The organism is Ruegeria sp. CJ3, from assembly GCF_056536725.1.
Map to the genome: position 1 here is coordinate 1 of NZ_JBQFQE010000015.1, position 22,833 is coordinate 22,833.

22 protein-coding genes are annotated in these 22,833 nt (G+C 60.7%); 14 read left to right on the forward strand and 8 right to left on the reverse strand.

Translation table 11 applies throughout. The features are described 5' to 3' along the window. Positions 1–111 precede the first annotated feature (111 nt). Entirely contained in the window at positions 112–828 is a 717-nt protein-coding gene (locus tag ACR0J1_RS18915) for a type 1 glutamine amidotransferase (RefSeq protein WP_480734219.1), read from the reverse strand. 401 nt (positions 829–1,229) lie between these two features. Here ACR0J1_RS18915 and ACR0J1_RS18920 point away from each other — a divergent pair, with 401 nt between their 5' ends. The 5 genes from ACR0J1_RS18920 (at position 1,230) to ACR0J1_RS18940 (ending at position 6,385) form a co-directional block, all read left to right on the forward strand. After that, positions 1,230–2,222, forward strand: a complete 993-nt coding sequence (locus tag ACR0J1_RS18920; protein WP_480734677.1) for a porin — start codon at positions 1,230–1,232, stop codon at positions 2,220–2,222. A 201-nt stretch (positions 2,223–2,423) separates the two neighbouring features. After that, positions 2,424–3,485: an extracellular solute-binding protein gene (locus tag ACR0J1_RS18925; protein WP_480734221.1), complete on the forward strand. Its 1,062-nt coding sequence runs from the start codon at positions 2,424–2,426 to the stop codon at positions 3,483–3,485. A 66-nt stretch (positions 3,486–3,551) separates the two neighbouring features. Further along, on the forward strand, positions 3,552–4,658 hold the full coding sequence (locus tag ACR0J1_RS18930) for an ABC transporter ATP-binding protein (RefSeq protein WP_480734222.1): 1,107 nt from the start codon (positions 3,552–3,554) through the stop codon (positions 4,656–4,658). Positions 4,659–4,661: 3 nt separating this feature from the next. Then, on the forward strand, positions 4,662–5,528 hold the full coding sequence (locus ACR0J1_RS18935; protein WP_480533053.1) for an ABC transporter permease: 867 nt from the start codon (positions 4,662–4,664) through the stop codon (positions 5,526–5,528). Next, positions 5,525–6,385: an ABC transporter permease gene (locus ACR0J1_RS18940; protein WP_480734223.1), complete on the forward strand. Its 861-nt coding sequence runs from the start codon at positions 5,525–5,527 to the stop codon at positions 6,383–6,385. Before ACR0J1_RS18935 ends, ACR0J1_RS18940 begins: the two co-directional genes overlap by 4 nt. A 22-nt stretch (positions 6,386–6,407) precedes the next feature. On the opposite strand, the gene ACR0J1_RS18945 is transcribed toward ACR0J1_RS18940, so the two are convergent. From ACR0J1_RS18945 to ACR0J1_RS18970, 6 genes are all read right to left on the reverse strand, one after another. Then, on the reverse strand, positions 6,408–7,046 hold the full coding sequence (locus ACR0J1_RS18945) for a DsbA family protein (protein WP_480734224.1): 639 nt from the start codon (positions 7,044–7,046) through the stop codon (positions 6,408–6,410). Positions 7,047–7,143: 97 nt separating this feature from the next. Next, on the reverse strand, positions 7,144–8,379 hold the full coding sequence (locus ACR0J1_RS18950) for a Tm-1-like ATP-binding domain-containing protein (protein WP_480734225.1): 1,236 nt from the start codon (positions 8,377–8,379) through the stop codon (positions 7,144–7,146). 37 nt (positions 8,380–8,416) lie between these two features. Beyond that, the gene (locus ACR0J1_RS18955; protein ID WP_480734226.1) at positions 8,417–9,901 is read right to left on the reverse strand and encodes an aldehyde dehydrogenase; all 1,485 of its coding nucleotides are present in this window, start codon (positions 9,899–9,901) and stop codon (positions 8,417–8,419) included. Between the two features lie 7 nt (positions 9,902–9,908). Next, positions 9,909–11,441 (reverse strand): tripartite tricarboxylate transporter permease, encoded by a 1,533-nt coding sequence (locus tag ACR0J1_RS18960; protein ID WP_480734227.1) that lies wholly within the window; start codon positions 11,439–11,441, stop codon positions 9,909–9,911. Between the two features lie 7 nt (positions 11,442–11,448). After that, positions 11,449–11,985: a tripartite tricarboxylate transporter TctB family protein gene (locus ACR0J1_RS18965; RefSeq protein WP_480734228.1), complete on the reverse strand. Its 537-nt coding sequence runs from the start codon at positions 11,983–11,985 to the stop codon at positions 11,449–11,451. A 59-nt stretch (positions 11,986–12,044) separates the two neighbouring features. After that, positions 12,045–12,974 carry a tripartite tricarboxylate transporter substrate-binding protein gene (locus tag ACR0J1_RS18970; protein ID WP_480734229.1) on the reverse strand — a complete coding sequence of 310 codons (930 nt, stop codon included), beginning with the start codon at positions 12,972–12,974 and terminating at the stop codon, positions 12,045–12,047. Positions 12,975–13,081: 107 nt separating this feature from the next. Between ACR0J1_RS18970 and ACR0J1_RS18975 the strand changes: the two genes are divergently transcribed. Together ACR0J1_RS18975 and ACR0J1_RS18980 are read left to right on the forward strand one after the other, a co-directional pair. Next, positions 13,082–13,861, forward strand: a complete 780-nt coding sequence (locus ACR0J1_RS18975; RefSeq protein WP_480734230.1) for an IclR family transcriptional regulator — start codon at positions 13,082–13,084, stop codon at positions 13,859–13,861. A gap of 31 nt (positions 13,862–13,892) precedes the next feature. Continuing rightward, entirely contained in the window at positions 13,893–15,245 is a 1,353-nt protein-coding gene (locus tag ACR0J1_RS18980; RefSeq protein ID WP_480734231.1) for an aminotransferase class III-fold pyridoxal phosphate-dependent enzyme, read from the forward strand. A gap of 7 nt (positions 15,246–15,252) precedes the next feature. On the opposite strand, the gene hpaR is transcribed toward ACR0J1_RS18980, so the two are convergent. Beyond that, positions 15,253–15,693, reverse strand: coding sequence for a homoprotocatechuate degradation operon regulator HpaR (gene hpaR / locus ACR0J1_RS18985; protein ID WP_480734232.1), 441 nt, complete (start codon positions 15,691–15,693; stop codon positions 15,253–15,255). 106 nt (positions 15,694–15,799) lie between these two features. Between hpaR and ACR0J1_RS18990 the strand changes: the two genes are divergently transcribed. From ACR0J1_RS18990 to ACR0J1_RS19020, 7 genes are all read left to right on the forward strand, one after another. After that, on the forward strand, positions 15,800–16,189 hold the full coding sequence (locus ACR0J1_RS18990) for a 5-carboxymethyl-2-hydroxymuconate Delta-isomerase (RefSeq protein WP_480734233.1): 390 nt from the start codon (positions 15,800–15,802) through the stop codon (positions 16,187–16,189). 12 nt (positions 16,190–16,201) lie between these two features. Next, positions 16,202–17,710: a 5-carboxymethyl-2-hydroxymuconate semialdehyde dehydrogenase gene (gene hpaE / locus ACR0J1_RS18995; protein ID WP_480734234.1), complete on the forward strand. Its 1,509-nt coding sequence runs from the start codon at positions 16,202–16,204 to the stop codon at positions 17,708–17,710. A 51-nt stretch (positions 17,711–17,761) separates the two neighbouring features. Beyond that, complete coding sequence (gene hpaD, locus ACR0J1_RS19000; protein WP_480734235.1) at positions 17,762–18,604, forward strand: 3,4-dihydroxyphenylacetate 2,3-dioxygenase; 843 nt, start codon at positions 17,762–17,764, stop codon at positions 18,602–18,604. A 103-nt stretch (positions 18,605–18,707) separates the two neighbouring features. Then, positions 18,708–20,105, forward strand: a complete 1,398-nt coding sequence (locus ACR0J1_RS19005; RefSeq protein ID WP_480734236.1) for a pyridoxal phosphate-dependent decarboxylase family protein — start codon at positions 18,708–18,710, stop codon at positions 20,103–20,105. Next, positions 20,102–20,956 carry a fumarylacetoacetate hydrolase family protein gene (locus tag ACR0J1_RS19010; protein ID WP_480734237.1) on the forward strand — a complete coding sequence of 285 codons (855 nt, stop codon included), beginning with the start codon at positions 20,102–20,104 and terminating at the stop codon, positions 20,954–20,956. The genes ACR0J1_RS19005 and ACR0J1_RS19010 overlap by 4 nt, the downstream gene beginning before the upstream one ends. Next, positions 20,953–21,753: a 2-oxo-hept-4-ene-1,7-dioate hydratase gene (hpaH, locus tag ACR0J1_RS19015; protein ID WP_480734238.1), complete on the forward strand. Its 801-nt coding sequence runs from the start codon at positions 20,953–20,955 to the stop codon at positions 21,751–21,753. Before ACR0J1_RS19010 ends, hpaH begins: the two co-directional genes overlap by 4 nt. 13 nt (positions 21,754–21,766) lie before the next feature. After that, positions 21,767–22,822: an aldolase/citrate lyase family protein gene (locus ACR0J1_RS19020; protein WP_480734239.1), complete on the forward strand. Its 1,056-nt coding sequence runs from the start codon at positions 21,767–21,769 to the stop codon at positions 22,820–22,822. Positions 22,823–22,833: the final 11 nt, after the last annotated feature.

Here is a 22,833-nt window from a genome sequence, read left to right on the forward strand (position 1 = left end):
AGGATTTGATGCTCTCGGTTCATGGGGCGGGCTCCGGTTTGGATGAAATTGCTTGGCGTGAAATGAAAACGGCGGCTCAACCGAGCCGCCGATGATGTTGGTTGCGTCTGACTATGCGGTCTTGCGCTGGCTTGCGGCCGGGTTGAGAAACGCCGCCATCCAGCCGACACTGACCGGCGTGTCATCCGGCCCGTCACATGATGTCAGCGCAGGTTCTGCAACTGCACCGATGCGTTCGATGCGTTTCAGGATCAGATCGCGATTGATATCGGGATTGAAGTCAGGGTGCTGCTGAATGGCCAGCAAATGCTGACCGATGGTGAAACCGCTGACCGGGCAGAAATCGCTGCTCAGAAAGATCTCGGCCCCCTCAGGCGCGGTGGCAACCTGATCCTGATGCATCGCGTGCAGCATGATGTCGTCGGCCCGTGCGGCAAAGCCGGTATCGCGGGTCACGGACACAGGCATCAGACCGACGCCCCAGCCCTTGGGGCTGCGCTCCACCGCGCCGCCAAGTGCATGGGCGATGGCCTGATGCCCGTAGCAGATACCGATCATGCTGATCTTTTGTTCGTCCACCGCGCGGATGAAATCGAACAGCCGGTCCTGCCAATCCAGATCTTCAAACACCGAGTATTTCCCGCCGGTGATGATATAGGCGTCAAAGGCCGCAGGCTGGGGCAGCGTGTCCTTGACGGCGCTGACCACCGTCCAGTTTGCGTGGGGCAGATGCGGCTCGAGCGCATTTCGAAACCTCTGAGGCGATGGAAGGTGCTTGGGCTTTTCGCCGGGTTCCGTATGTCCGATGTGAAGTATGCAGATATCCATGATGTCCTCCGGGGGCGTTTGGTATCCCTTAGGACGGATTGCGATGGCAGAATACTTTATTGCATTGCCTTATCGCATCATAAGGCCGATCTCATAATTTCACCTTATGCCCGCCTCGGGTAACTTAATAAGATTTCGATCTTCCGAGACCCAAGCCATAAGCTGGTCAGTCGGATTCGAAAATGAGGTTTGCACATCAATCCAGATATACAGCCAGACCACCCGTGCGATGATCTGGTGTGGATATCGGCGGCACTTGTGACCGACCGGCGGTGTTTTCGCCGCGGCAGACTGAGCCCGACTTTACCCTGCGCGCGCATGTTGACCAGCCCTGGGCTGACACCTGGCCCAAGCGTGCACCGAAAGAAAACTCTGAAAATCAGAGGAGGAATGAGAGGACTATGATGAACAAGACCCTGTATACACTGACGCCCTTGCTGCTGGCAGCCAGTGTCACCACCGCAGCCGCCGAGATCAAGTTCAGCGGCTACGGACGCTTCGGTATCGGTTACCTCGAGGACCGTTCGACCACCAACGACAACATCTCCGACACCATCCTGATTTCGCGTTTCCGTCTGAACCTCGACGGCGTCGCCCAAACCGACGGCGGGATCGAGTTCTCGGCCCGTGTTCGTCTGCAGGCTGACGAAAGTTCGACCACTGGTGAAGCCGGTGCGGCAGGGCTGAACGGCGCGCGCTTTTCGATGATCTACGAGGGCCTGCGTGTCGACGTGGGCAACGTCGGTGGTGCTATCGAGAACATGCCGAACCGGTCCGGCAACCAGCCCGGTCTGGAGAGCTTTGTCGATCAGAGATCCGGCGACAACTATGAGATTCTGGGCTACACTTCGACCGGCACGGGCGACAATGCCGTTTTCTTCAAATACGCAATCGGCAACTTCGCGGTCGGTGCATCCTATGACCAGAACTCGACCGACAACGGCAATGTTGCGTTGGGCGGTGCGGATCAGTGGGATGTGAGCTTTCAGTACAGCTTTGAGAACGTCACCGTTGCCCTCGCCTATGGCGAAACCGATGGACCTGCAGACGGTATTGATCCCAGCCTGCTGATTTTCACATTGGGCGCTGATCTGGGCGACTTCTCGGGCACTTTGCTTCTGGCTCGGGATGACGACACCGAGGTGAACTCGTTGGGCGAAGAGACCGACGGCACCGCGTATGGTGTGTCGATGGCCTATGATCTGGGTGCTGCTACCACCATTCTGGCATCGTATGGCGACGGCACCGCGGATGGCGACACCCAGGAAATCGGGATCGGTGCGATCTACGATCTGGGCGCGGGCGCGACGCTGCGCGGGGGTGTTGGCAGCATCAAGGAAGGGTCCGCAGACCGCCAGATCCGCGCGGATTTCGGCGTACGCTTCAACTTCTGATCCGATTTGATCTTTTGAGATGGGGCGGGCCTTGGGTCCGCCCTATTTTGTTGTCGGGGCCTTTGGCGATCTTGGCCGCACGCCCGTGACTTGCAAAGGCGCAAAAGATGGTCATGGACTCGCCCGGGATAGTTTGACTTAATGCTGTTACAAAAAACATCCATCTAGCTTCGCGTTACTGGATCTACCAAGGGGAAAACCATGAAATATTCTTTGCTCGTATCATCTGTCGTCGTGTCGGCGCTTGCGGCGCCGGCATTGCAGGCCGACACGCTCAGATTGCTGACGTGGGGCGGGTACGCGCCGGAAGACGTGATCGCGAAGTTTGAGGCCGAAACCGGCCACACGGTCGAGGTTACGACATCGAACAACGAAGAAATGATCGCAAAGCTGCGTGCGACCAACGGCGGCGGGTTCGATCTGGCACAACCCAGCCAGGACCGGATCACCAGCGCGCAGGAAGAGTTTGGGATCTACAAGCCCATCGATATGTCCCGCGTGAATGCGGAGCTGTTCATTCCGTCGATGCTCAGTGCGACGGCAGGGAACACAACCTTTGATGGTGAGGTCTATGGCCTGCCGCATGTCTGGGGCACCAGCGGTCTGGTGGTGAATACGGCCGAGGCCGGGGATGTGACCGACTATACCGACCTGTGCGATGCATCGGTTGCGGGCAAGGTCTCGTACCGCCTCAAGCGCCCGACGCTGATCGGGTTTGCCTATTCCATGGGGCTTGATCCCTTTGCCGCCTATGGCGACAGCGACGCCTATCAGGGCATTCTGGATCAGGTCGAAGCGAAGCTGACCGAATGCAAACCCAATGTGAAAACCTATTGGGGCGGCGGTGACGAGATCAAGAATCTGCTGCGCTCGGGCGAGGTCGTGGCCTCGATGGCGTGGGATACCGGCGGCTGGCAGCTGAACGCGGACAATCCCGACATCACATTTGTGGCACCGGAAGCAGGCGCACTGGGCTGGATCGACACGTTTGTCCTGCCTGCGCGTGGTCGTGCGGATGATGCCGCCTATGACTGGATCAACTTCGTGATGCGCCCCGAAATCGCAGCGATGATCACCAATACTGCTGGTAACTTCACCGCTGCTGTCGATGGTGATGCGGGCGTCAACGCCGATCTCAAGGCGCGGTATCAGGGCAGTTTCGATCAGGAAGCGATCGACAACATCAAATGGTACCCGCCGGTCCCCGCAGGCCTCGAGGCGATGGAAGGTGCGACGCTGGACAGGATCAACGCGGCCAACTAAAGAACAGACACCGGACGAAAAGGGGGCACCTTCGGGTGCCCTTTTGCTTCTTGCGAGGTTGCAATTTTGACGAATACCACCCCTGACCTTGAATGCCGTGATCTGATCAAGGATTTCGACGCGTTCCGTGCTGTCGATCATGTCAGTTTCGACGTGCCGCAAGGCTCATTCTTTTCGATCCTCGGCCCCTCGGGCTGTGGCAAGACCACGCTGCTGCGGATGATCGCCGGGTTTCAGACCCCGTCGGCCGGAGATCTGCTGATCAAGGGCAGATCCATGATCGGGGTGCCGCCGAACAAACGGCCGGTATCCATGGTATTCCAACACCTTGCGCTTTTTCCGACGATGAATATCGGCGACAATGTGGGCTTCGGTCTGCGCCAGCGCGGCGTGTCAAAGTCCGAGATCAAGACCCGCGTGGAAAAGGTGCTGGACCGTGTCGGCCTGCCGAACGTGACGCACCGCCGGGTCGATCAGCTGTCCGGCGGGCAAAAGCAACGGGTCGCGATTGCCCGCTGCATGGTTCTGGAACCGGATGTGCTGTTGCTGGACGAACCGCTGGGTGCGCTGGACCTGAAGCTGCGCGAGCATATGAAGGTCGAGCTCAAGTCGCTTCAGTCGGTCTTTAACACAACGTTTGTCTATATCACCCACGACCAGTCCGAGGCGCTGGTGATGAGCGACAATATCGCCGTGATGAACAAGGGGCGGTTCGAACAGATCGGCACGCCGCATGATGTCTATCACGCGCCCGATACGGCCTTTGTCGCCGGGTTTGTCGGAGACGCCAACAAGATATCGGCGCAGGTTATCGCAACGGATCAGGGGATGCTGATCCTGCGGGCGGATGGCGGTTCGGACATTCGTGTCGCCGCCGGGGCAGCGCAGTTGCAAGCGGGCCAGAACGTCCAGGTTTTCCTCAGACCCGAAGCCATCGAATTGGTGCCGAACGGGGCCGACGCGGGCGATGCCTCAAACGTCAGCCCCGGCATTGTCGAGAACGTCCTGTTCAACGGCGCCAACAGCATGGTGACCGTGACGGGTACCGACGGCGTCAGCTGGAAAGCGGCGCTTCCGCAAACCGGTGAATTTGCCACGCTGCAAAAGGGTGATGCGGTGCGCACCCGTTGGCAGCCCAAACAGGCGCGGTGCTATCCGGCGGCGGAGGGCTGAGCCATGGTATCCGATACCTCACGGCTGGGGTTCTACCTGCTGCTGGCGCCGATCCTGTTGTGGCTGATTGTGCTGATCATCCTGCCGCATGTGGGCCTGTTCCTGGTCTCGATCAGCGAAAAGATTGGGCCGCGCGAATACGAGACGGGGTTTGACAATTACGCCGCCTTCTTTACCGAGCCGCTTTACTGGCGCACCTTTGCGCGCACCGCGATCATGTCGATACTGGCCACCGCGCTGACGCTGATCCTTGGGTTTCCGATTGCCTATTACATCGCCAAACTCACCCGGGGGCGCACCAAGACGACGCTGTTTCTGATGTGCATGATCCCGTTCTGGGTGTCCGAACTGGTGCGCACCTTTGGCTGGATGATCCTGCTGCGCGAAACCGGTGTGTTTTCAAACGTCCTGCAATATCTCGGGCTGGTCAGCGGACCGGTCGAGATGCTGTATAACGACGCCGCGATCATGGTGGGCCTTGTCTATACCTCGATCCTGTTCATGGTTGTTCCGCTGGTGACCACGCTGGACAGTCTCGACGACAGCCTGATCGAGGCGGGCTATGATCTGGGCGGAACCAGCATGTCGATCATGCGAGAGATCGTGATCCCTCATGCCATGCCTGGCATCGTCTCGGGCTGCATTGTCGTCTTCATGCTGTCACTGGGCAACTACCTGACCCCGATCCTGCTGGGCGGCAAGGACAGCCTGTGGTTCACCGGCATGATCTACACCCAATTCATCACCCGCTTTAACTGGGAGCTCGGCTCGGCCTTCGGCTTCCTGCTGCTGGCGTTGTCGTCGCTTGTGGTGTTCCTTGGGCTGAAACTGTCGGGCCAGTCGCTGTCCGGGACGATGGGGCGCTCATGATACCCAGTATTCCCCAGCCCGCCTTCACTAAGCTGTGCTATCGCGCCTATGTCGCGGTTTTCTTCATCTATCTCGCGCTGCCGCTGGCCGTGGTCTGCGTCTTTGCCTTCAACAACAGCGTCTTCCCGTCGCTGCCATGGGAAGGCTTTACGATGGCATGGTTTTTTGGCACCGACGCGCCGTTTATCGGCGTCTTCAACGAACGTTCGATCATGCGGTCCATCGGAATCTCGGCCTTTGTCGCGGCCTGGGTATCGGGGCTTTCCGTCGTGGTTGGCACCTGCAACGCCTTCCTGTTCGTCCGGCACGAGTTCAGAGGCAAGGCGTTCCTCTATATGCTCATGCTGTTGCCCCTGATCATCCCCGGTGTGATCCTTGGTATCTCGATCCTCGTCTTCTTCAGTTCCGTGGCGAATAATCTGGAAGACGCGACAGGCCTTTGGTTTGATGGTCTGAGGCCCGGGCTGATGCTGGTGATCCTCGGGCAATTTTCGTTTATCACCACCTTTGCAACCCTGGTAATCTCTGCGCGCTTGCAAAAGTTCGACCCCAGCCTCGAGGAGGCGGCCCTGAACCTGGGCGCCAGCAAATGGGGCGCGATCCGTCAGATCACGCTGCCGTTCCTGCTGCCCGCGATTGTCGCCTCTGCCGTGGTCGCGCTGCTGATGAGTTTCGAGAACTTCAATACGACGCTGATACTGGTCGGGTCCGAGTCGCCGCTGACGATCACGATGTTCGACAAGCTCAAGCAAGGATCGACCCCGGTTCTTAACGCCGTGTCCTTGCTGCTGATCATCGTGTCCGCCGCGCTGGGGCTGCTATCGCTGCTGTTTCAGAAATCGGGGAGAGCACGGTAGCTGCTTGGGCCTGGCTGGCGCATCACCCAACCGACGGGTTTGCCCATGTCGATGGTGCGAAGGGTTGAATAAGGGCGCGTTTCACCAGTTCCAGATGATCCTGACCGTAAAACGGATCCCCGTTCACGATATAGGTCGGGGATCCGAATACGTCCTTGGCGCGGGCCCAGTCCGAGTTCGCAGCCAGCTGTTGCTGCACCCCGTACGACCCTGCGCGCCTGAGCAGCGCATCGGGATCGTGGCCAAGCTCGGCGGCAATCGCCGCCAGTGTCGCGGTGTCTGACAGGTCGGCATCGTCGCGCCAATGCGCTTCAAGCAATCGATGCGCCATGGCGTCAGGGCCGGGCCCGGTCTCGCCAAGCGCAAGGATAAGACCCGAGGCCAGGCTGTAATCCGCATCGTGAAAAGTGGGCCGGAACCGGATGACCGGAACGCCACGATATTCCGCCCATCTTTCGATCTCGCGCCCGAAGAAATAATCCACATGCGCTTGCGTGCGGGCGCGAAATGGCTGGCTTCCTTGCGCCTCAACAACCGGGGACAGAAGGACCGGTTTATGCACCAAAGTCACATCATGTTGGGCGCAAATACGCCGCAACTCTGCCGATCCGAGATAGGCAAAGGCGGAATGAGCCGAGTAGACGTATTCGATAACGGACATGCCATCGTTATGCGCAAAGCGGTGCGGAAAGTATAGCCTCGCCAAAGCGCTCCGTGATCAGCACTATTGAATCGCCCGACAGGGCGCAACGTGCCCGCTAACTCCGGCTGACAACTCCAGCGTCCAGCCATGCATCGAACTGGGCCAGTACCGCGTCGCAGAACGCGCTGTCGTTGATATGGGTGTCCAGTTCGGTCATCGATACCCGGCCCGGCATGATCTTGCGGGCTTCGTCGACCATGGCCGCAAGGGCCTCGGGATCGTGGGTCTCGCCGCCTTCCTTGTCCCAGGCCTCGACGCCCTGAGTTGGAAGGAAAAAATGAACCGGTCCAGTGGCGGCATCCAGCCGGTCGGCGAGTTCGCGGATCCAGGCGCGGCGTTCGTCGCCGTTGAAGACCGAGCTCTTGATCAGACGGTTGTGCTCGTGAAAAGGGCGGTCGGTGTACTGGTCGGGGATCTCTTGCCAGCCGGCGAAATCCAGCAGGTCCAGCGCGCCCGGCGCAACCATCTGCGGTGTGCCCGAGCGCCCGGCATTTGTCAGGCGGTCCGTCCCGCTTGAGACGACCGAGCCTGCCAGAAAGTTGACGAACTCCTGCAGACAGAAATCCATAACGCAGGCAAAGGCACCTTCGGCTGCCAGTTTCTCGAAGGCCATGCCGCCCATGCCGGTCGAGTGAAACACGGCGACCTCAAAGCCGCGGTCTTCCAGCGCCGGTTTCAGGGTCTTCATGTAGCGCAGGCAGGACGACCCCAGGCTGGTCATACCGATCAGTGGCTTGCTGCGGTCGGGCGCGATGGCGGCTTTGGTCGCACCAACCACGGCACCGGCGGCCTGGCTGAGAGAGGACCGGCAGACCGAGTTCATGCCATAGAGCCCCCCGGCCCACAGGATCATCTGAATGTCCGGGGCCAGACGGTGGGGTGGGATCAGGGGCGAGAAGCTGACGGTCGAGACGATGTATTTCGGCACTCCCATCGGCAGCGCCTGCGCGCAGTCCAGCGCCAGATCGGTGCCCATGGTGCCGCCGGTGGCCAGCATCCCGTCCAGCCGACCGTCGGCATAGGCTTTTGCCACCACCTTGGCGGCCCCGGCGGACATGACGCGGAACGCTTTGTTTTCATCCCCCAGCGCGATCACCTCGTCGATGGTCATGCCTTCGGCGGCGGCGACCTCGTGCTTTGAGATATAGGTCGGGGCTTGGGGATCGCCCAGAACGGACACGTCCATTGTCAGTACATTTGCGCCTTGCGTGCGGATGACGTCTTCGAGAAACCGCATCTCGGGGTCTTTGGTGTCGTATGTCCCGATCAGCAGGATCGTTTTGTCGGTCATGGGGTCCTCCGGTCCGTGTCTGCGATCTGCTCTGTGGTCAGAGTTTGATCCATGCGGTTTTCAGATCGAGGTATTTTTCTAGCGCATGCAATGACTTGTCATGCCCGTTCCCCGACTGGCGCACACCGCCCAGCGGAACCGTCAAGTCAGAGCCGCCATAGGTGTTCACGTGAACAACGCCTGCGCGGATGCCTGCGATCATGCGGTGGGCGCGGCCAAGGTTCGATGTCCACACGCCCGAGGACAGGCCGTAGACTGTGTCGTTTGCCAGCCGGATCGCCTCGTCCTCGTCCTTGAAGGACGTGACCGCCAGAACTGGGCCAAAGACTTCGTTCTGGAACAGGTTGTCGGTGGGCTTCACGCCGGTCATGACGGTTGGGGCCATATAGTACCCGCCGGTGTCTTCGAGAATGCGCGTGCCGCCGGTTCGGCGCTTGGCACCTTCGGCCTCGGCCTTGGTTACGAAATCCAGATTCGAGTCCAGTTCCGACAACGAATGAACCGCGCCGATTTGCGTGGTCAGGTCCAGCGGGTCGCCGACCCGCATCGCCTCAGCGTGTTGGACCAGTTCGGCCACGAAATCGTCGTGGATGTCTTCCTGCACCAGCAGGCGCGATCCGGCGATGCAGATCTGGCCTGCGTTGCGGAAGATGCCGCCTGCCGATACTTTGGCGGCCTCGCTCAGATTCGGAGCGTCGTTGAAGATGATGTTGGGGGATTTGCCACCCAGTTCCAGATAGCAGCGTTTCATATTCGACCGCGCCGAATATTCCAGCAGCCGCCGCCCCGTTGCACCCGAGCCCGTGAACACCATGATGTCCACATCCATCGACAGGGCCAGGGTTTCGCCGACCACACGGCCCGCGCCGGTGACGACGTTCAGCACCCCGTCGGGCAATCCGGCCTCGGCGGCAAGTTCGGCCAGCCTCAGCAACGACAGGGATGCACTTTCGGCGGGTTTCAGCACCATCGAATTCCCGGTGGCCAGCGCCGGGGCCAGTTTCCATGCGCCGATCATCATCGGCATGTTCCATGGCACGATAGCACCGACAACCCCGACTGGCGCGTGATGGATCAGGCCCAGCACGGTGTCCGCTGTCGGGGCGATCTGGCCGTAGACCTTGTCGATGGCCTCGGCGTAGTAGCGGAAGGTGCCCGCCGCCGACAGCGGTTCGGCTTTCAGGGCCATGGTGATCTCGGTGCCATTGTCGCGCACGCCCAGAACCGCCAGTTCAAGGGCGTGTTTCTCGATCAGGTCGGCCAGCTTCAACAAGACCTTCTTGCGCGCTGCCGGGGATTGGCGGGACCAGCGGCCATCCTCGAACGCGGTGCGAGCGGCGGCAATCGCGGCCTCCATGTCCGCTGGCGAGCCGTCGGCGATCCGGGTCAGCACCGTGCCGTCAATCGGGGACAGCACGTCGCGGTGGCCACCGTCTTGTGCCGGGACCCAGCGCCCGTCGATGAAATGGGACCGGGGCGACAGGGTCTGGGATCGCAGGGCGTCAATATCGGATTGGTTCATGGCAGGATTACCCTTGCTGATTGGGGTGATCGGAATCGACCGGTTGCGCCGTCGGTTCGGGTTTCAGCTTGTTGCGGAATTCAAAGTACAGCGTGCGGAAATGCAGCAGCAGGACCAGCACGATCAGCGCCGTCAGGATCGCCGCGATCGGGCGGTCGACGAAATCGAGCGGGGTTTTGACCCGCGCCATGGCGCTGCGCAGCTTGACCTCCATGATGCCGCCCAGAACCATGCCGAGGATGATCGGCACAATCGGCAGGTCCAGCCGTTTCAGGATCAGGCCGAACACTCCGAACCCGGCGGCGATGGCGCAGTCGGTGATCGAGTTGCGCAGGCTATAGACGCCAACAAAGGCCAGGATCAGGATCATGATGCCCAGAAACCGGGTCGGAATGCGGATGATTTTCAGCAGCAGGTTGGTCGAGAACAGCAAGAAGACCAGAACGATCACGTTCAGCAGGATCAGCGCCATATACAGCGCCATCACAAAGTCCATCTGGTTCTCGAACAGCTGCGGGCCGGGGATGACGTTGTGTACGTAGAACACGGACAGCATCATTGCAGTCAGCGCCTCGCCGGGGATACCCAGTGCCAGCAGCGGGATCATGGCAGCACCCGGAACCGCGTTATTGGCGGCCTCAGAGGCCACCAGCCCCTCGGGCGCGCCATCGCCGAATTTCTCGGGGTTTTTCGAGGTCTTTTGCGCATAGGTGTAAGACAGGAATTGCGAGGTGAACTCGCCCGTGCCTGGCACCATGCCCATGAAGACGCCGATGCTTGAGGATACGGTGGCGACACGCTTAATGCCCAGCAGTTCCTTGAGACCGGCGAAGATATTGCCGCTGACATGCGCCTCGCCCGGGGCATGGTTCTTTTCCAGCAACAGCAGCAGCGCCTGGCTGATCGCAAACAGGCCCAGCACGACCACGATCAGATCGACGCCCGAGGCCAGCCAGCTTTGGTCAAAGGTAAAGCGCCGGGTGTATTTGACCGGCTCAAGTCCGACCGTGTTCAGGAAGATGCCGAAGGCGGCCAACATACCGGCGGCGAAAATCTGCCCTCGGTGGGCCAGAATGACCAGAACGATCCCCAACAAGGCTGCCAAAAAGATTTCGCGGCTGCCGAAATGTGGGGCGATCAGGGCAAGGACCGGCGACAGGATCATCAGGCAGATGATCGCAAAGACGCCGCCAAAGAAAGACGCGGAATAGGCCAGCGACAACGCCCGGTGCCCCTGTCCGCGTTTGGTCATCGGATAGCCGTCATAGGTGGTCAGCGCGTTGACCGCCGTGCCGGGCGTGTTGATCAGAATGGCCGGGATCGCGCCGCCATACATGGACGAGCCATAGATGCCCAGCAGCAGCGTCAGCCCGACAATGGGTTCAAATGCAAAGGTGGCAGGCAGCAGGATGGCGATGGCCACGGCCGCGCCGACGCCGGGTACGGCACCGATGATGACGCCGCCGATGGAGCCTACCAGCAAGGCGGCAATCACCTGCCATTGCGTCAGAATTGCAAGGCCTGACAGAAGCGTTTCCATAGGGACCTCAGAGATACGTCAGCGCGAAGGTGCGCACGGAAGCGGGCAGGTATTCATAGGCGGCCCCTGCGGGTATCTTCACCTGCAGGAAGGCGCGGAATATGAGTGTTACTGCAGCGCCAAAAACGGCGGCAAGCGTGATGGACCGGACGTCCCGGAACCCTGTGCGAAGGGCGAGGAAAACGGCGAAGAGCATGGTTGACGGCAGGTATCCCAAAAGCGGGACGACTTTGACGTAAACCAGAAAATAGGCGACGTATTCGAGCGCCCGAACCCAAAAGACGACCTCGGGCCAGCGGCCCGGAATGCGATCTGACATGGCTGAGCTGAGCCAGTGCAGAAAGGCAAAGATGACCATCGCCCAAAGCGAGATCATGGGCCAGAAACCGGGTTGCGCAAACCACTTGGTCCGTTTGACGACCTGGGTCTGCTCTCCAAGCTGCGTCAGTAGGACGACGGAAAAGATCAGGAAGGCCTTGGCGAACACGACATCGCCGGGCCGGCGGTATCGTTTGAACATATCCTGAAGCGTTCTGGCGATCATGGCCCCCTCCCAAACTGCGGAAAGGCCGCGCGGAATCCCCGCGCGACCCTTCGGTTCACTTATTCGCCGACCAGAGCCTGGATTGCGCCAATCGTCTCGCTGTCGCGCTCGATCTGCGCGTTCGAGGCGTCAGCGTCCTGCCAGTAGATCAGAACGCCGGTCTCACCGATCAGGTTTTGCGCCTTTTCGGTCTGCAACGCCTGCTGAGCCGCCGCTGCGATTTTATCGCGCGCCTCTGCCGGGGTGTCCTTGTGGACAAACAGACCGTTCCAAAGCGCCACGTTCAGATCCGAGTGCAACTCGCTGACGGTGGGTGTGTCCGGGGTCAGGCTGATGCGCTCGTTGCCGATGCTGGCCAGAACGTTGACGTCATCCATGCAGGGCAGGATCAGCTGTAGCGTCGTGTTGATCACGTCGACATCGCCGGATGCCAACGTATTGCAGTCCAGCGCGTCGAAGGCCGCCTCGCTTGCAAAATCAAAGCCCGAGCTGATAGCGGCCGCAAACGTGACCTGTGTGGGCGGCAGGAAGGACCCGAAATGCCCCAGCGCCACGTCGTTGTCCTTGCCATAGGCAACCAGTTCTTCCCAGTTCGCAAAGGGGGCATCTTTGCCGGACGCGATCACGAAAGGATAGGTCATGAAAATGCCGATCGGCTCGAACGGGTTCGGGGACAGTTCGGGGATGCCGATCTGCGGACCGCCGATGGGCACGTCGGTCACAAAGGACCCGATGGTGTAGCCATCCGCCGGTGCGGTGGCCACTTCGACAGCGCCCGGGAAGGGGCCGCCGCCGCCGCCGGGTTTGTTCACGACGGCGGCCGGAACGCCGTACATGGCTTGAAATTCATCCGCGATGATCCGCGTCAGCACGTCCTCGAGATCGCCCGGAGGCCACGGAACGACAAAGGTCACTGGTTTTTCAGGGTACTCGGCCAGTGCGGCCGTTGCAGAAGCAACAAAAGCGGCGGCTGTTAGAACTTTCTTCATTGGCACCTCCCGTTGTGGTTCATTAATTGAACCGCGTTACCAATAATAATGTTGCGTTGTTAAGCGTATTCTGTCAAGTATTACCTTAGCCAGAGGATATGAAACACATGGGTACCGCCCTGAACGCCCTGAAAATGCTGAACTACTTTTCGAACGCCCGGCCCGAAATCGGGCTGAGTCAGTTCGCGCGGTTGTCCGGTTTGAGCAAGGCCACCGCGCTGCGGCATCTGCGGGCGCTTGAGGAATACGGGCTGGTCGAACAGAATCCGATGACGAAATCCTATGCGGTCGGACCGGTCGCGCTGCGTCTGGCGGCGTTGCGCCAGATTGCCCGACCGGGCATCGAAAGCGCCCGTCAGAGAATGCAGACCGCCATGCACGATGTCGGTGAAAGCCTGCATTTGTCTTTGCTGGAAAAAGATGCGCTGCGGACCGCGCTGGTGGTAGAAACCACCCATCACAGCGTCCGTGTCAGCCTGGACCCCAGCGAGATCCTTCCGATCAATGCGACCGCTTCGGGCCTGTGTATGCTCAGCTTTGGTCCGGCGTTTCTGGCGGATCGCCTCGGGCAGGACGACCACGTGCAGTACACGGACACCACGCTGACCGACCCGGTTCAGATCAGCGAACGCGTCGCGGCAATCAGCCAAACCGGCTGGGCCAACAGCAACGGAAGCTATGAGAGTGGCGTCCACGGCTATGCAGCCCCCATATTCGGTATTGATCAGGTGGCCCTGGGAACCATTGCCATTGCGGTTCCCGAAGGCCGCGCCACGGGCGACCTGCTGCCCGGGATCCTGACAACCCTGCGCGCCCTGACGACTGACCTGACCGCGGTTTTCGGCGGCCAGCTTCCCGACACATTCCCAACCGAATTTCACCCCTGAGCAGGTGGATCCATTCCCGGAGGCCCGTGACATGAAAGACTCGAACTTTCTCAAGGAAAACAACGCCCGTCATTTCTGGCACCCGATGGCGCATCCCGCCGACAGCCAGAAAAACCCGCCTACCATTCTGAATGGTGGCGAAGGCGTCAGCATCATTGATATCGACGGCCACAAGGCGCTGGACGCGGTCGGGGGGCTGTGGAATGTCAATCTGGGTTATTCCTGCGAGCCGGTGAAGCAGGCCATCGCAGATCAGCTGAACGCGCTGCCCTATTACTCGACCTTCCGCGGCACCAGCAACGACAAGGCCATCGAGCTGTCATATGAACTGGCGCAATTCTTTGCGCCTGACGGTCTGACCCGCGCGTTCTTTACCTCGGGCGGATCGGATTCGGTTGAAATCGCGCTGAAGCTGGCGCGGCAATACCATAAGGTACGGGGTCAGACGGGGCGGACCAAGTTCATCAGCCTCAAGCAGGGCTATCACGGCACCCATTTCGCCGCCGCCTCGGTCAATGGCAATCAGAAGTTTCGGGCGGCCTACGAACCGATGATGCCGGGATGTTTCCACGTTCCCGCGCCATGGGCCTATCGCAACCCGTTCGACGAAACGGACCCCGAGCGTCTGGCCCAACTGTGCGTCAACGCGCTTGAGGCTGAGATTGCGTTTCAGGGGGCCGACACCGTTGCTGCCTTCATCATGGAGCCGGTTCTGGGGGCAGGGGGGGTCATCCCGCCTCATCACAGCTTTATGCCCATGGTGCGCGAGGTCTGCTCGAAACATGGCATTCTGCTGATCTCGGACGAAATCATCACCGCCTTTGGCCGGACCGGCAGCGAAAGCGGCGCGCGGCATTGGGGCGTGCAGCCTGACATCATGACCACGGCCAAGGCCATCACCAATGGTTACTTCCCCTTTGGCGCCGCGATGATCTCGGGCGCGGTTGCCGAGGTGTTCGAGAGTGATACGACCGGAAAGGCCTCGGTTGATCAGGGGTATACTTATTCCGGCCATCCCGTCGGCGCGGCGGCGGCCCTTGCGGCGCTGTCGGAAATCAACCGTCTGCGCATCTGGGAAAATGCCGGTGCGCGCGGGGACGAGTTGTTCGCGGGGCTGCAGAAACTGGCCGAGAAATACGATGTGATCGGCGATGTGCGGGGCGGCGAGGGGCTGATGTGCGCGCTGGAGCTGGTATCAGATCGCGCGACCAAGACGCCGGTTGCCAAACATCTGCCGCTGCAGGTTCAAAAGGCGACCTATGAGGATGGTGTGATGATCCGCGTATCCGGCAACAACATCATCCTGTCACCGCCGCTGATCGTCACGTCCGATGATGTGGCCAAGATCCTGTCGGCGCTGGATACCGGGCTGGCCAGCCTGTAGGGGGGGGTCAGACCTTGATCGCCTGAAGCTCTTCCAGCAGGTCCAGCAGTTGGTCCAGCTTCTCGCGGCCCATCTGCGCCTCGATATTGCTGGAAATCGCCAGCGAGGTGGCAAGGTTGTTTTCCAGTACCGCGCGGCCCGTATCGGTGATGCGGACCATGGTCCGGCGTTTGTCTTCTTCGTCCTGGCGGCGGGTGATCTGGGCCTCGGCCTCCATCTTGCGCAGAATGCGGGTGAGGCTTGGCAGCAGCAGGCAGGCCTCATGCGCGATGGTGCTTTGTTCAACTTCGCCCAGCTCGTCCAGAACCCTGAGGATGCGCCACTTTTGTTCGCTGAGCTGGACGTCATGCAGCATTTCCCGGATCGGTGCCATGACGGTTTCGCGGGCGCGTAGCAGGGCAATTGGCAGGGATCGGGCTGTGCTTTTGGTGTGGCTTTGCGTGGTCATGCGGATTTCTAGAGCGCCAGTTTCGGAATTGCAAAGATTAACAAGACAAGTTCTTGACAGTGTGATTTCAAAATACTAAATATGTTAAGCAATAGGAGGGGGGTACATGCCACATTTTCACGTCGAGTATTCCGGCAATCTGGAAGACAAGATTGACATGGCTGGCCTGTGTGAGTGCATCCGGGCAACCGCTGCTGGGATCGAGACCTTTCCGATGCCGGGCATTCGCGTCCGCGCCACACGGGTCGATCATTATGCGATCGCCGACGGTAACCCGGCGCATGGTTTCGTCGATATCTCGATCCGTTTGCGCGCCGGTCGGTCTGATGATGTCAAGCACGAGGCCGTCCAGCGTATTTTCGATGCGGTCAAAACCTATCTACAGCCCGCATTCGCCGACCATTCCATCGCGCTTTCCCTTGAGATGCGCGACATCGACCCCAAGCTTTCGCCCAAGACCGGCACGATCCGTGACCATCTGGGCGCATCCACGTAGGAGACCTGAGCCATGAGTGCACTCGATTCAAACCTCGAAAAACTGGCGGGGTTCCTGGCGCGTTTCAAAGAGACCGGTATCAGGAACCGGATCGCGGGGCAGGATGTTGGCGGGGCTGCTGGCGTGTTTCAATCCACCTCGCCGGTCGATAAATCGGTGATTTGCGACGTGGCCCATGGCACGGCTGCGGATATCGACGCCGCAGCCGATGCCGCACATGCGGCCTTTGCCGCGTGGCGCGACATGCCCGCCACCGAACGCCGCCGTATCCTGCTGAACGTGGCCGACGGGATCGAGGCCCGGGCCGAGGAAATCGCGCTGTGCGAATGCTGGGACACGGGCCAGACCCTGCGGTTCATGTCCAAGGCGGCGTTGCGCGGGGCCGAGAATTTCCGCTATTTCGCGGATCAGGTGGTGCAGGCGCGGGACGGGCAGCACCTGAAATCGCCGACCCTGATGAATATCACCACCCGCGTGCCGATCGGCCCGGTCGGCGTGATCACCCCATGGAACACGCCGTTCATGCTGTCGACCTGGAAGATCGCACCTGCGCTGGCCGCAGGATGCACGGTGGTTCACAAACCCGCCGAGGATTCGCCCCTGTCTGCCCGCCTGCTGGTCGAAATCGCCGAAGAGGCCGGGTTGCCCAAGGGTGTGCTGAATACCGTGAACGGTTTCGGGCCCGACGCGGGCAAGGCCCTGACCGAGCATCCGCTGATCAAGGCCATTGCCTTTGTCGGCGAAAGCCGCACCGGCAGTATCATCACCAAACAGGGGGCCGATACGCTCAAGCGGATGCATCTGGAACTGGGTGGCAAGAACCCGGTCATCGTGTTTGATGACGCCGATCTGGATCGGGCGCTGGATGCGGTGATCTTCATGATCTACTCGATCAATGGCGAGCGCTGCACCTCGTCCTCTCGCCTGCTGGTGCAGGACAGCATCAAGGATGAATTCGAGGCCAGGCTGATCGAGCGCGTGAACAACATCAAGGTTGGCCATCCGCTGGACCCGGCGACCGAGATTGGGCCGCTGGTCACCGAGGAGCACTATAACAAGGTCACCAGCTATTTCGATATCGCCAAACAGGACGGCGCGACCATCGCGGCGGGGGGCGAGACACTGGGCGACGAAGGCTATTTCATCCGCCCGACCCTGTTCACCAACGCCAACAACCAGATGCGCATCGCGCGCGAGGAAATCTTTGGCCCCGTCCTGACCTCGATCCCGTTCTCTACCGAGGAAGAGGCGTTGCAGATCGCCAATGATACGCCCTATGGCCTGACCGGCTATGTCTGGACCAATGATTTGACGCGGGCGTTGCGGTTCACCGACAAGCTTGAGGCCGGGATGATCTGGGTGAACTCGGAAAACGTCCGCCACCTGCCGACGCCCTTTGGCGGCGTCAAGGCCTCGGGCATCGGTCGGGATGGCGGCGATTGGTCGTTCGAGTTTTATATGGAACAAAAGCATATCGGTTTTGCCACCGGTCAGCACAAGATCATGCAGCTGGGTAAGTAAAGGCCCGCATACCGATCGCCGACCGGATCTTATGCAACAGGAGGAACTGTCATGGGAAAGATTGTGCAGGCTGCGAAGATCACGCATGTGCCAAGCATCTGGATGTCCCACACGATGCCGAAATACAAAGGCATCCGCCAGCCGGCCATCGACGGCTATGCGCGCCTGCGTCAGGACGCGATTGACCGCAAGGTCGACACGTTCGTCGTGTTCGACACCCACTGGATCACCAATCAGGGTTTTCACCTGAACACCAAAGAGCATCACAAGGGCCGGTTCATCAGCCACGAACTGCCCCACATGCTTGCGGATATGGAGTTCGACTATCGCGGTGACCACGCGTTGGGCGAGACCATCCTTGACGTTCTGCGCGAGCGTGGCGAGCGGGCGCTGGGGCATTCGCATCCCGATATGGGAATGGAATACGGCACCCTTCTGCCGATGCATTTCATCAATGGGGGCGTCAACGCCCGGGTTCTGCCCGTGGCGGTCAACCAGTTCTCGTCGATTGCCGAAAACCGGGCCTGGGGCGAGGCCATCGCCGAAGCCATCACGCGATCGGACCGCAATGTCTCGATTCTGGCCTCGGGGTCGCTGAGCCATGATTTTTCGCCCAATGAACGCTCGGTCGAAGGTCTGAACTCGGTGAATGGCGAGTTCAACCGCCAGATGGACATGCGCGTGCTGGACCTGTGGGAACAGGGCCGGTTCGATGAGTTTCTGGAGCTTCTGCCCGACTACGCCAAGAAATGCGTGGGCGAATGCGCCATGAATGACACGGCGTTGCTGTTCGGGGCGCTTGGCTGGGGCAGCTATAAGGGCGAGATCGACATCTACACCCCGTATTTCGGCAGTTCTGGCACAGGTCAGGCGAATATCAGCTTTTCGGTGTAGGGCCGGAAACAGAGACAGAGTTCAAATGACGGATACATACATCTGCACCCCCGGCTCCGGGGCCCGAAGGATGGGTGTTTCTGCGGCAGTGGAAGGCTAACGCATGGATTGGGACGCGTTTTCGCATTGGGGGCAGCACATCGCCAGATGGGCCGCCGATTATCACCGCACTCTGCCGGATCGTCCGGTTCGGGCACAGACCGCGCCCGGCGAGATCGCCGCACAGCTTGAGGCCGTGCCGCCCGAGGCGGGCGAGCCGATGGAGGCGATCATGGGCGATTTCGAACGCATCGTGATGCCGGGGATGACCCATTGGCAGCACCCGCGTTTCTTTGCCTATTTCCCGGCCAATGCCGCGCCGCCGTCGATGCTGGCCGAGATGCTGGTGACCACAATCGCGGCGCAATGCATGCTGTGGCAGACCTCGCCCGCCGCGACCGAGGTTGAAGGCGTCATGGTCGACTGGCTGCGGCAGGCGCTTGGCCTGCCCGACGGCATGACCGGGGTCATTCAGGACAGCGCGTCTTCGGCCACCCTGTCGGCGGTGCTGACCATGCGGGAACGCGCCACGGGCTATACCGGCAACCGGCAGGGGCTGAACGCCAAGGGTGCGCTACGGATCTATTGTTCCGATCAGGTGCATTCGTCGATTGACCGCGCCTGCTGGGTTGCCGGGATCGGTCAGGACAATCTGGTCAAGCTGCCGACGCGGGGGCCAACCTATGCGATGGACACCGATGCGCTCGAGGCCGCGATCCGCGCCGATCTTGCCGCCGGTCATATCCCTGCGGGGATCGTCGCCATCACCGGCGGCACCGGCGTGGGGGCCTGTGATGCTCTGGCGGCGGTTGCGGATATCGCGCAGGCCTTCGATCTTTACACTCATCTCGATGCGGCCTGGGCCGGGTCGGCGATGATTTGTCCGGAATTCCGCGCGGCGTTGTGGGTGCAGGCCGACCGCTATGACAGCATCGTCTTCAACCCGCATAAATGGATGGGCGCGCAGTTCGACTGCGCCATCCAGTTCCTGCGCGATGCCACGCCGCAGCTGAACACGCTGAAGATCGAGCCGGAATACCTCAAGACCACCGGGGCCGAGGTGACCAACTACTCGGAATGGACCATCCCGCTGGGGCGGCGGTTCCGGGCGCTGAAGATCTGGTTCCTGTTGCGCTCATACGGGCTGGATGGCCTGCGCGAACGCATCCGCAACCACGTCGCCTGGGCCAATGAACTGGCCGAGCAGATCGGAGCGATCGAGGGGTTCGAGATCACGACCGGACCGATCCTCAGCCTGTTTTCCTTCCGCTGCCCCGGTGACGACGCCATGCAGCAGCGTTTGGTGGACGCGCTGAACGATGATGGCCGCATCTACCTGACGCAAGGTATGTTCGATGGTCGCAAGATCATCCGCTTTCAGGTCGGCCAGTTCGACACCACCCGGCAAGACGTGCTGATGGCCGCCGATGTCATTCGCGAGATTTGGGAGACATTGTCATGAAGTTCGCAACTTTCTCGGCCGAGGGTCGTCAGTTTTTCGGGGCCATCACCGAGGCCGGCGCTATTGCCCTGAACGATGCGTTTCCGGATCATGCCAGCCTGTACGACGTAATCGCGGACGGTGCCTTCGATCAACTGGCCAAAGCCGCCGAGGGCCGCGCGGTGACGCACCGGGATTTCGCCTATGACATGGTGATGCCCGACGCGCGCCGTATCCTCTGCGTGGGCGTCAACTTTCCCGACCGCAACGCGGAATACAAAGATGGCAGCGCGCAGCCGAAATATATGTCTCTGTTCCCGCGCTTTGCCAGCGGCTTCACCGGCCATGACCGCCCCCTGATCCGTCCGCCCGAGAACCACACGCTGGATTACGAAGGCGAGGTGGCCATCGTGATCGGCAAGGCCGGACGCCGCATTTCGCAGGTAGATGCCTATGATCACATCGCGGCGCTGACTCTGTGTAACGAAGGCACGATCCGCGACTGGGTGCGTCACGCAAAGTTCAATGTCACTCAGGGTAAGAACTGGGACAATTCCGGTGCCATAGGGCCGTGGCTGGTGCCCTTCACCGACGCCGCGCAGCTGGATGAGGCCCGTATCCAGACCCGGGTGAACGGTGAATTGCGGCAGGACGACACGCTGAACCGCATGATGTTCCCGATCCGGCGCGAGATCGAATATATCTCGACCTTCATGACCCTGCAGCCGGGCGACATCATCGTGACGGGTACGCCCACCGGGGCAGGGGCGCGGTTTGATCCTCCGAAATATCTGGCACCGGGTGATGTGGTCGAGGTGTCGGTCGACGGGATCGGCACGCTGCGCAACACGGTCGAGGATGAGCGTCCATGACGCCCGAAGATCACGCCCGCGCCGCCGCTGATCTATTGCAGGCTGAGCGCACGGGTAAGCAGATCGGCCTGCTGACCCTGCGGCATCCCGAGATGGGGATGGACGATGCCTATGAGGTGCAGAACGCCATCTATCGCCAGAAACTGGCCGAGGGGCGCAAGGTGATCGGCTGGAAGATCGGCCTGACCTCGAAGGCCATGCAATATGCGCTGAACATCGACATTCCCGACAGCGGCATCCTGTTCGACGACATGGCGTTCGAAAACGGCGAAACCGTCCCGGCGGGCCGCTTCATCCAGCCGCGGATCGAGGCCGAGATCGCCTTTGTCATGAAATCCGCGGTGGGGGGCGAGAACGTAAGCCGGGATGATATCATCGCCGCCACGGATTACGTTGCGCCGTCCATCGAAATCCTCGACACACGCATTCAGCGGGTCGATCCCGGGTCCGGCAAGGCGCGCACGGTGTTTGATACGATCAGCGACAACGCGGCCAATGCAGGCATTGTTCTTGGGGCCGAACGCCACGCCTTGAGTAGCTTTGACCTGCGCTGGGTCGGCGCGCTGACCTTCCGCAATGATGAGATCGAGGAAACCGGGCTTGGGGCCGGGGTGCTGAACGACCCGGTCGAAAGTGTGGTCTGGCTGGCCCGACGCATGGCGCAATACGGTCAGAGCATCGAGCCGGGGCAGATCATCCTGTCCGGCAGTTTCATCCGCCCGGTCGAGTGCCCGGCGGGCACCAAGATTCACGCCGATTTCGGGCCATTCGGCTCGGTCGATATCAATTTCGCCTGAGAGGAGAGGGGATATGCCAGCGCCAAAGAATGAGTTTAAGGCTGCCCTTGGGGCCGGACGCCCTCAGATCGGGTGCTGGGTCGGGTTGGCCAGCGCCTATTCGGCCGAGATCGCGGCAACGGCTCAGTTCGACTGGTTGCTGGTCGATGGTGAACATGCGCCGAACGATCTGCGTTCGATCCTTGAACAGGTGCGGGTGATCGAAGGGTCGGGCAGTGCGCCAGTTGCGCGCCTGCCGATTGGCGAGACCTGGATGATCAAGCAATATCTGGACGCAGGCGTGCAGAACCTTCTGGTGCCGATGGTCGAAAGCGGCGACCAGGCGCGTGATCTGGTGCGGGCGGTGCGCTATCCACCGGCTGGCGTTCGGGGGGTGGGATCTGCTTTGGCGCGGGCCTCGCGCTTTGCCGCCATTCCCGATTACCTGCAAACTGCAGATGACCAGATTTGCCTGTTGGTGCAGGTGGAAAACAAAAAGGGTATGGCCGCGCTGGACGACATTCTGACCACGGATGTGGATGGTGTGTTTATCGGCCCGGCCGATCTGGCCGCCGACATGGGCCATCTTGGTGACGCGGGTCACCCCGACGTGATCGCAGCCGTGTTGGACGCCTTGACCCGTATCGTCGCTGCGGGCAAGGCTGCGGGCATCTTGGCGCTTGATCCGGCAATGCAGCGCAAATGTCTGGATCTGGGGGCCAGCTTTGTGGCCACGGATATCGACGTCACGCTTTTTGCAACAGCGATGCGCAACGCCGCCAAGGCAGGGCTTGATCTATTGCCGGATCAGACCGTTTCGGGTGTCGCCACGACCGCTGCGGCCGGTAAGTACCTACAGCAGCTGTGCAAACACTGGTCCCATAAGGCCGAGGTCGAGTTTGATGAGACGAAAGGCAGCGTATCCTTTCCCAGCGGGAACCGGGTCACCCTTGCCGCGGACGGTGCCAAGCTGACACTGACCGCCACGACCGGTCCCCGAGGTGACTTGGCAGGTTGGAAAGACGTGATCGAAGCGCATCTGGTGCGGTTCGCCTTCCGCGAAGAGCTGCACATCGACTGGTCTGAATAGAGGTTTCGGAA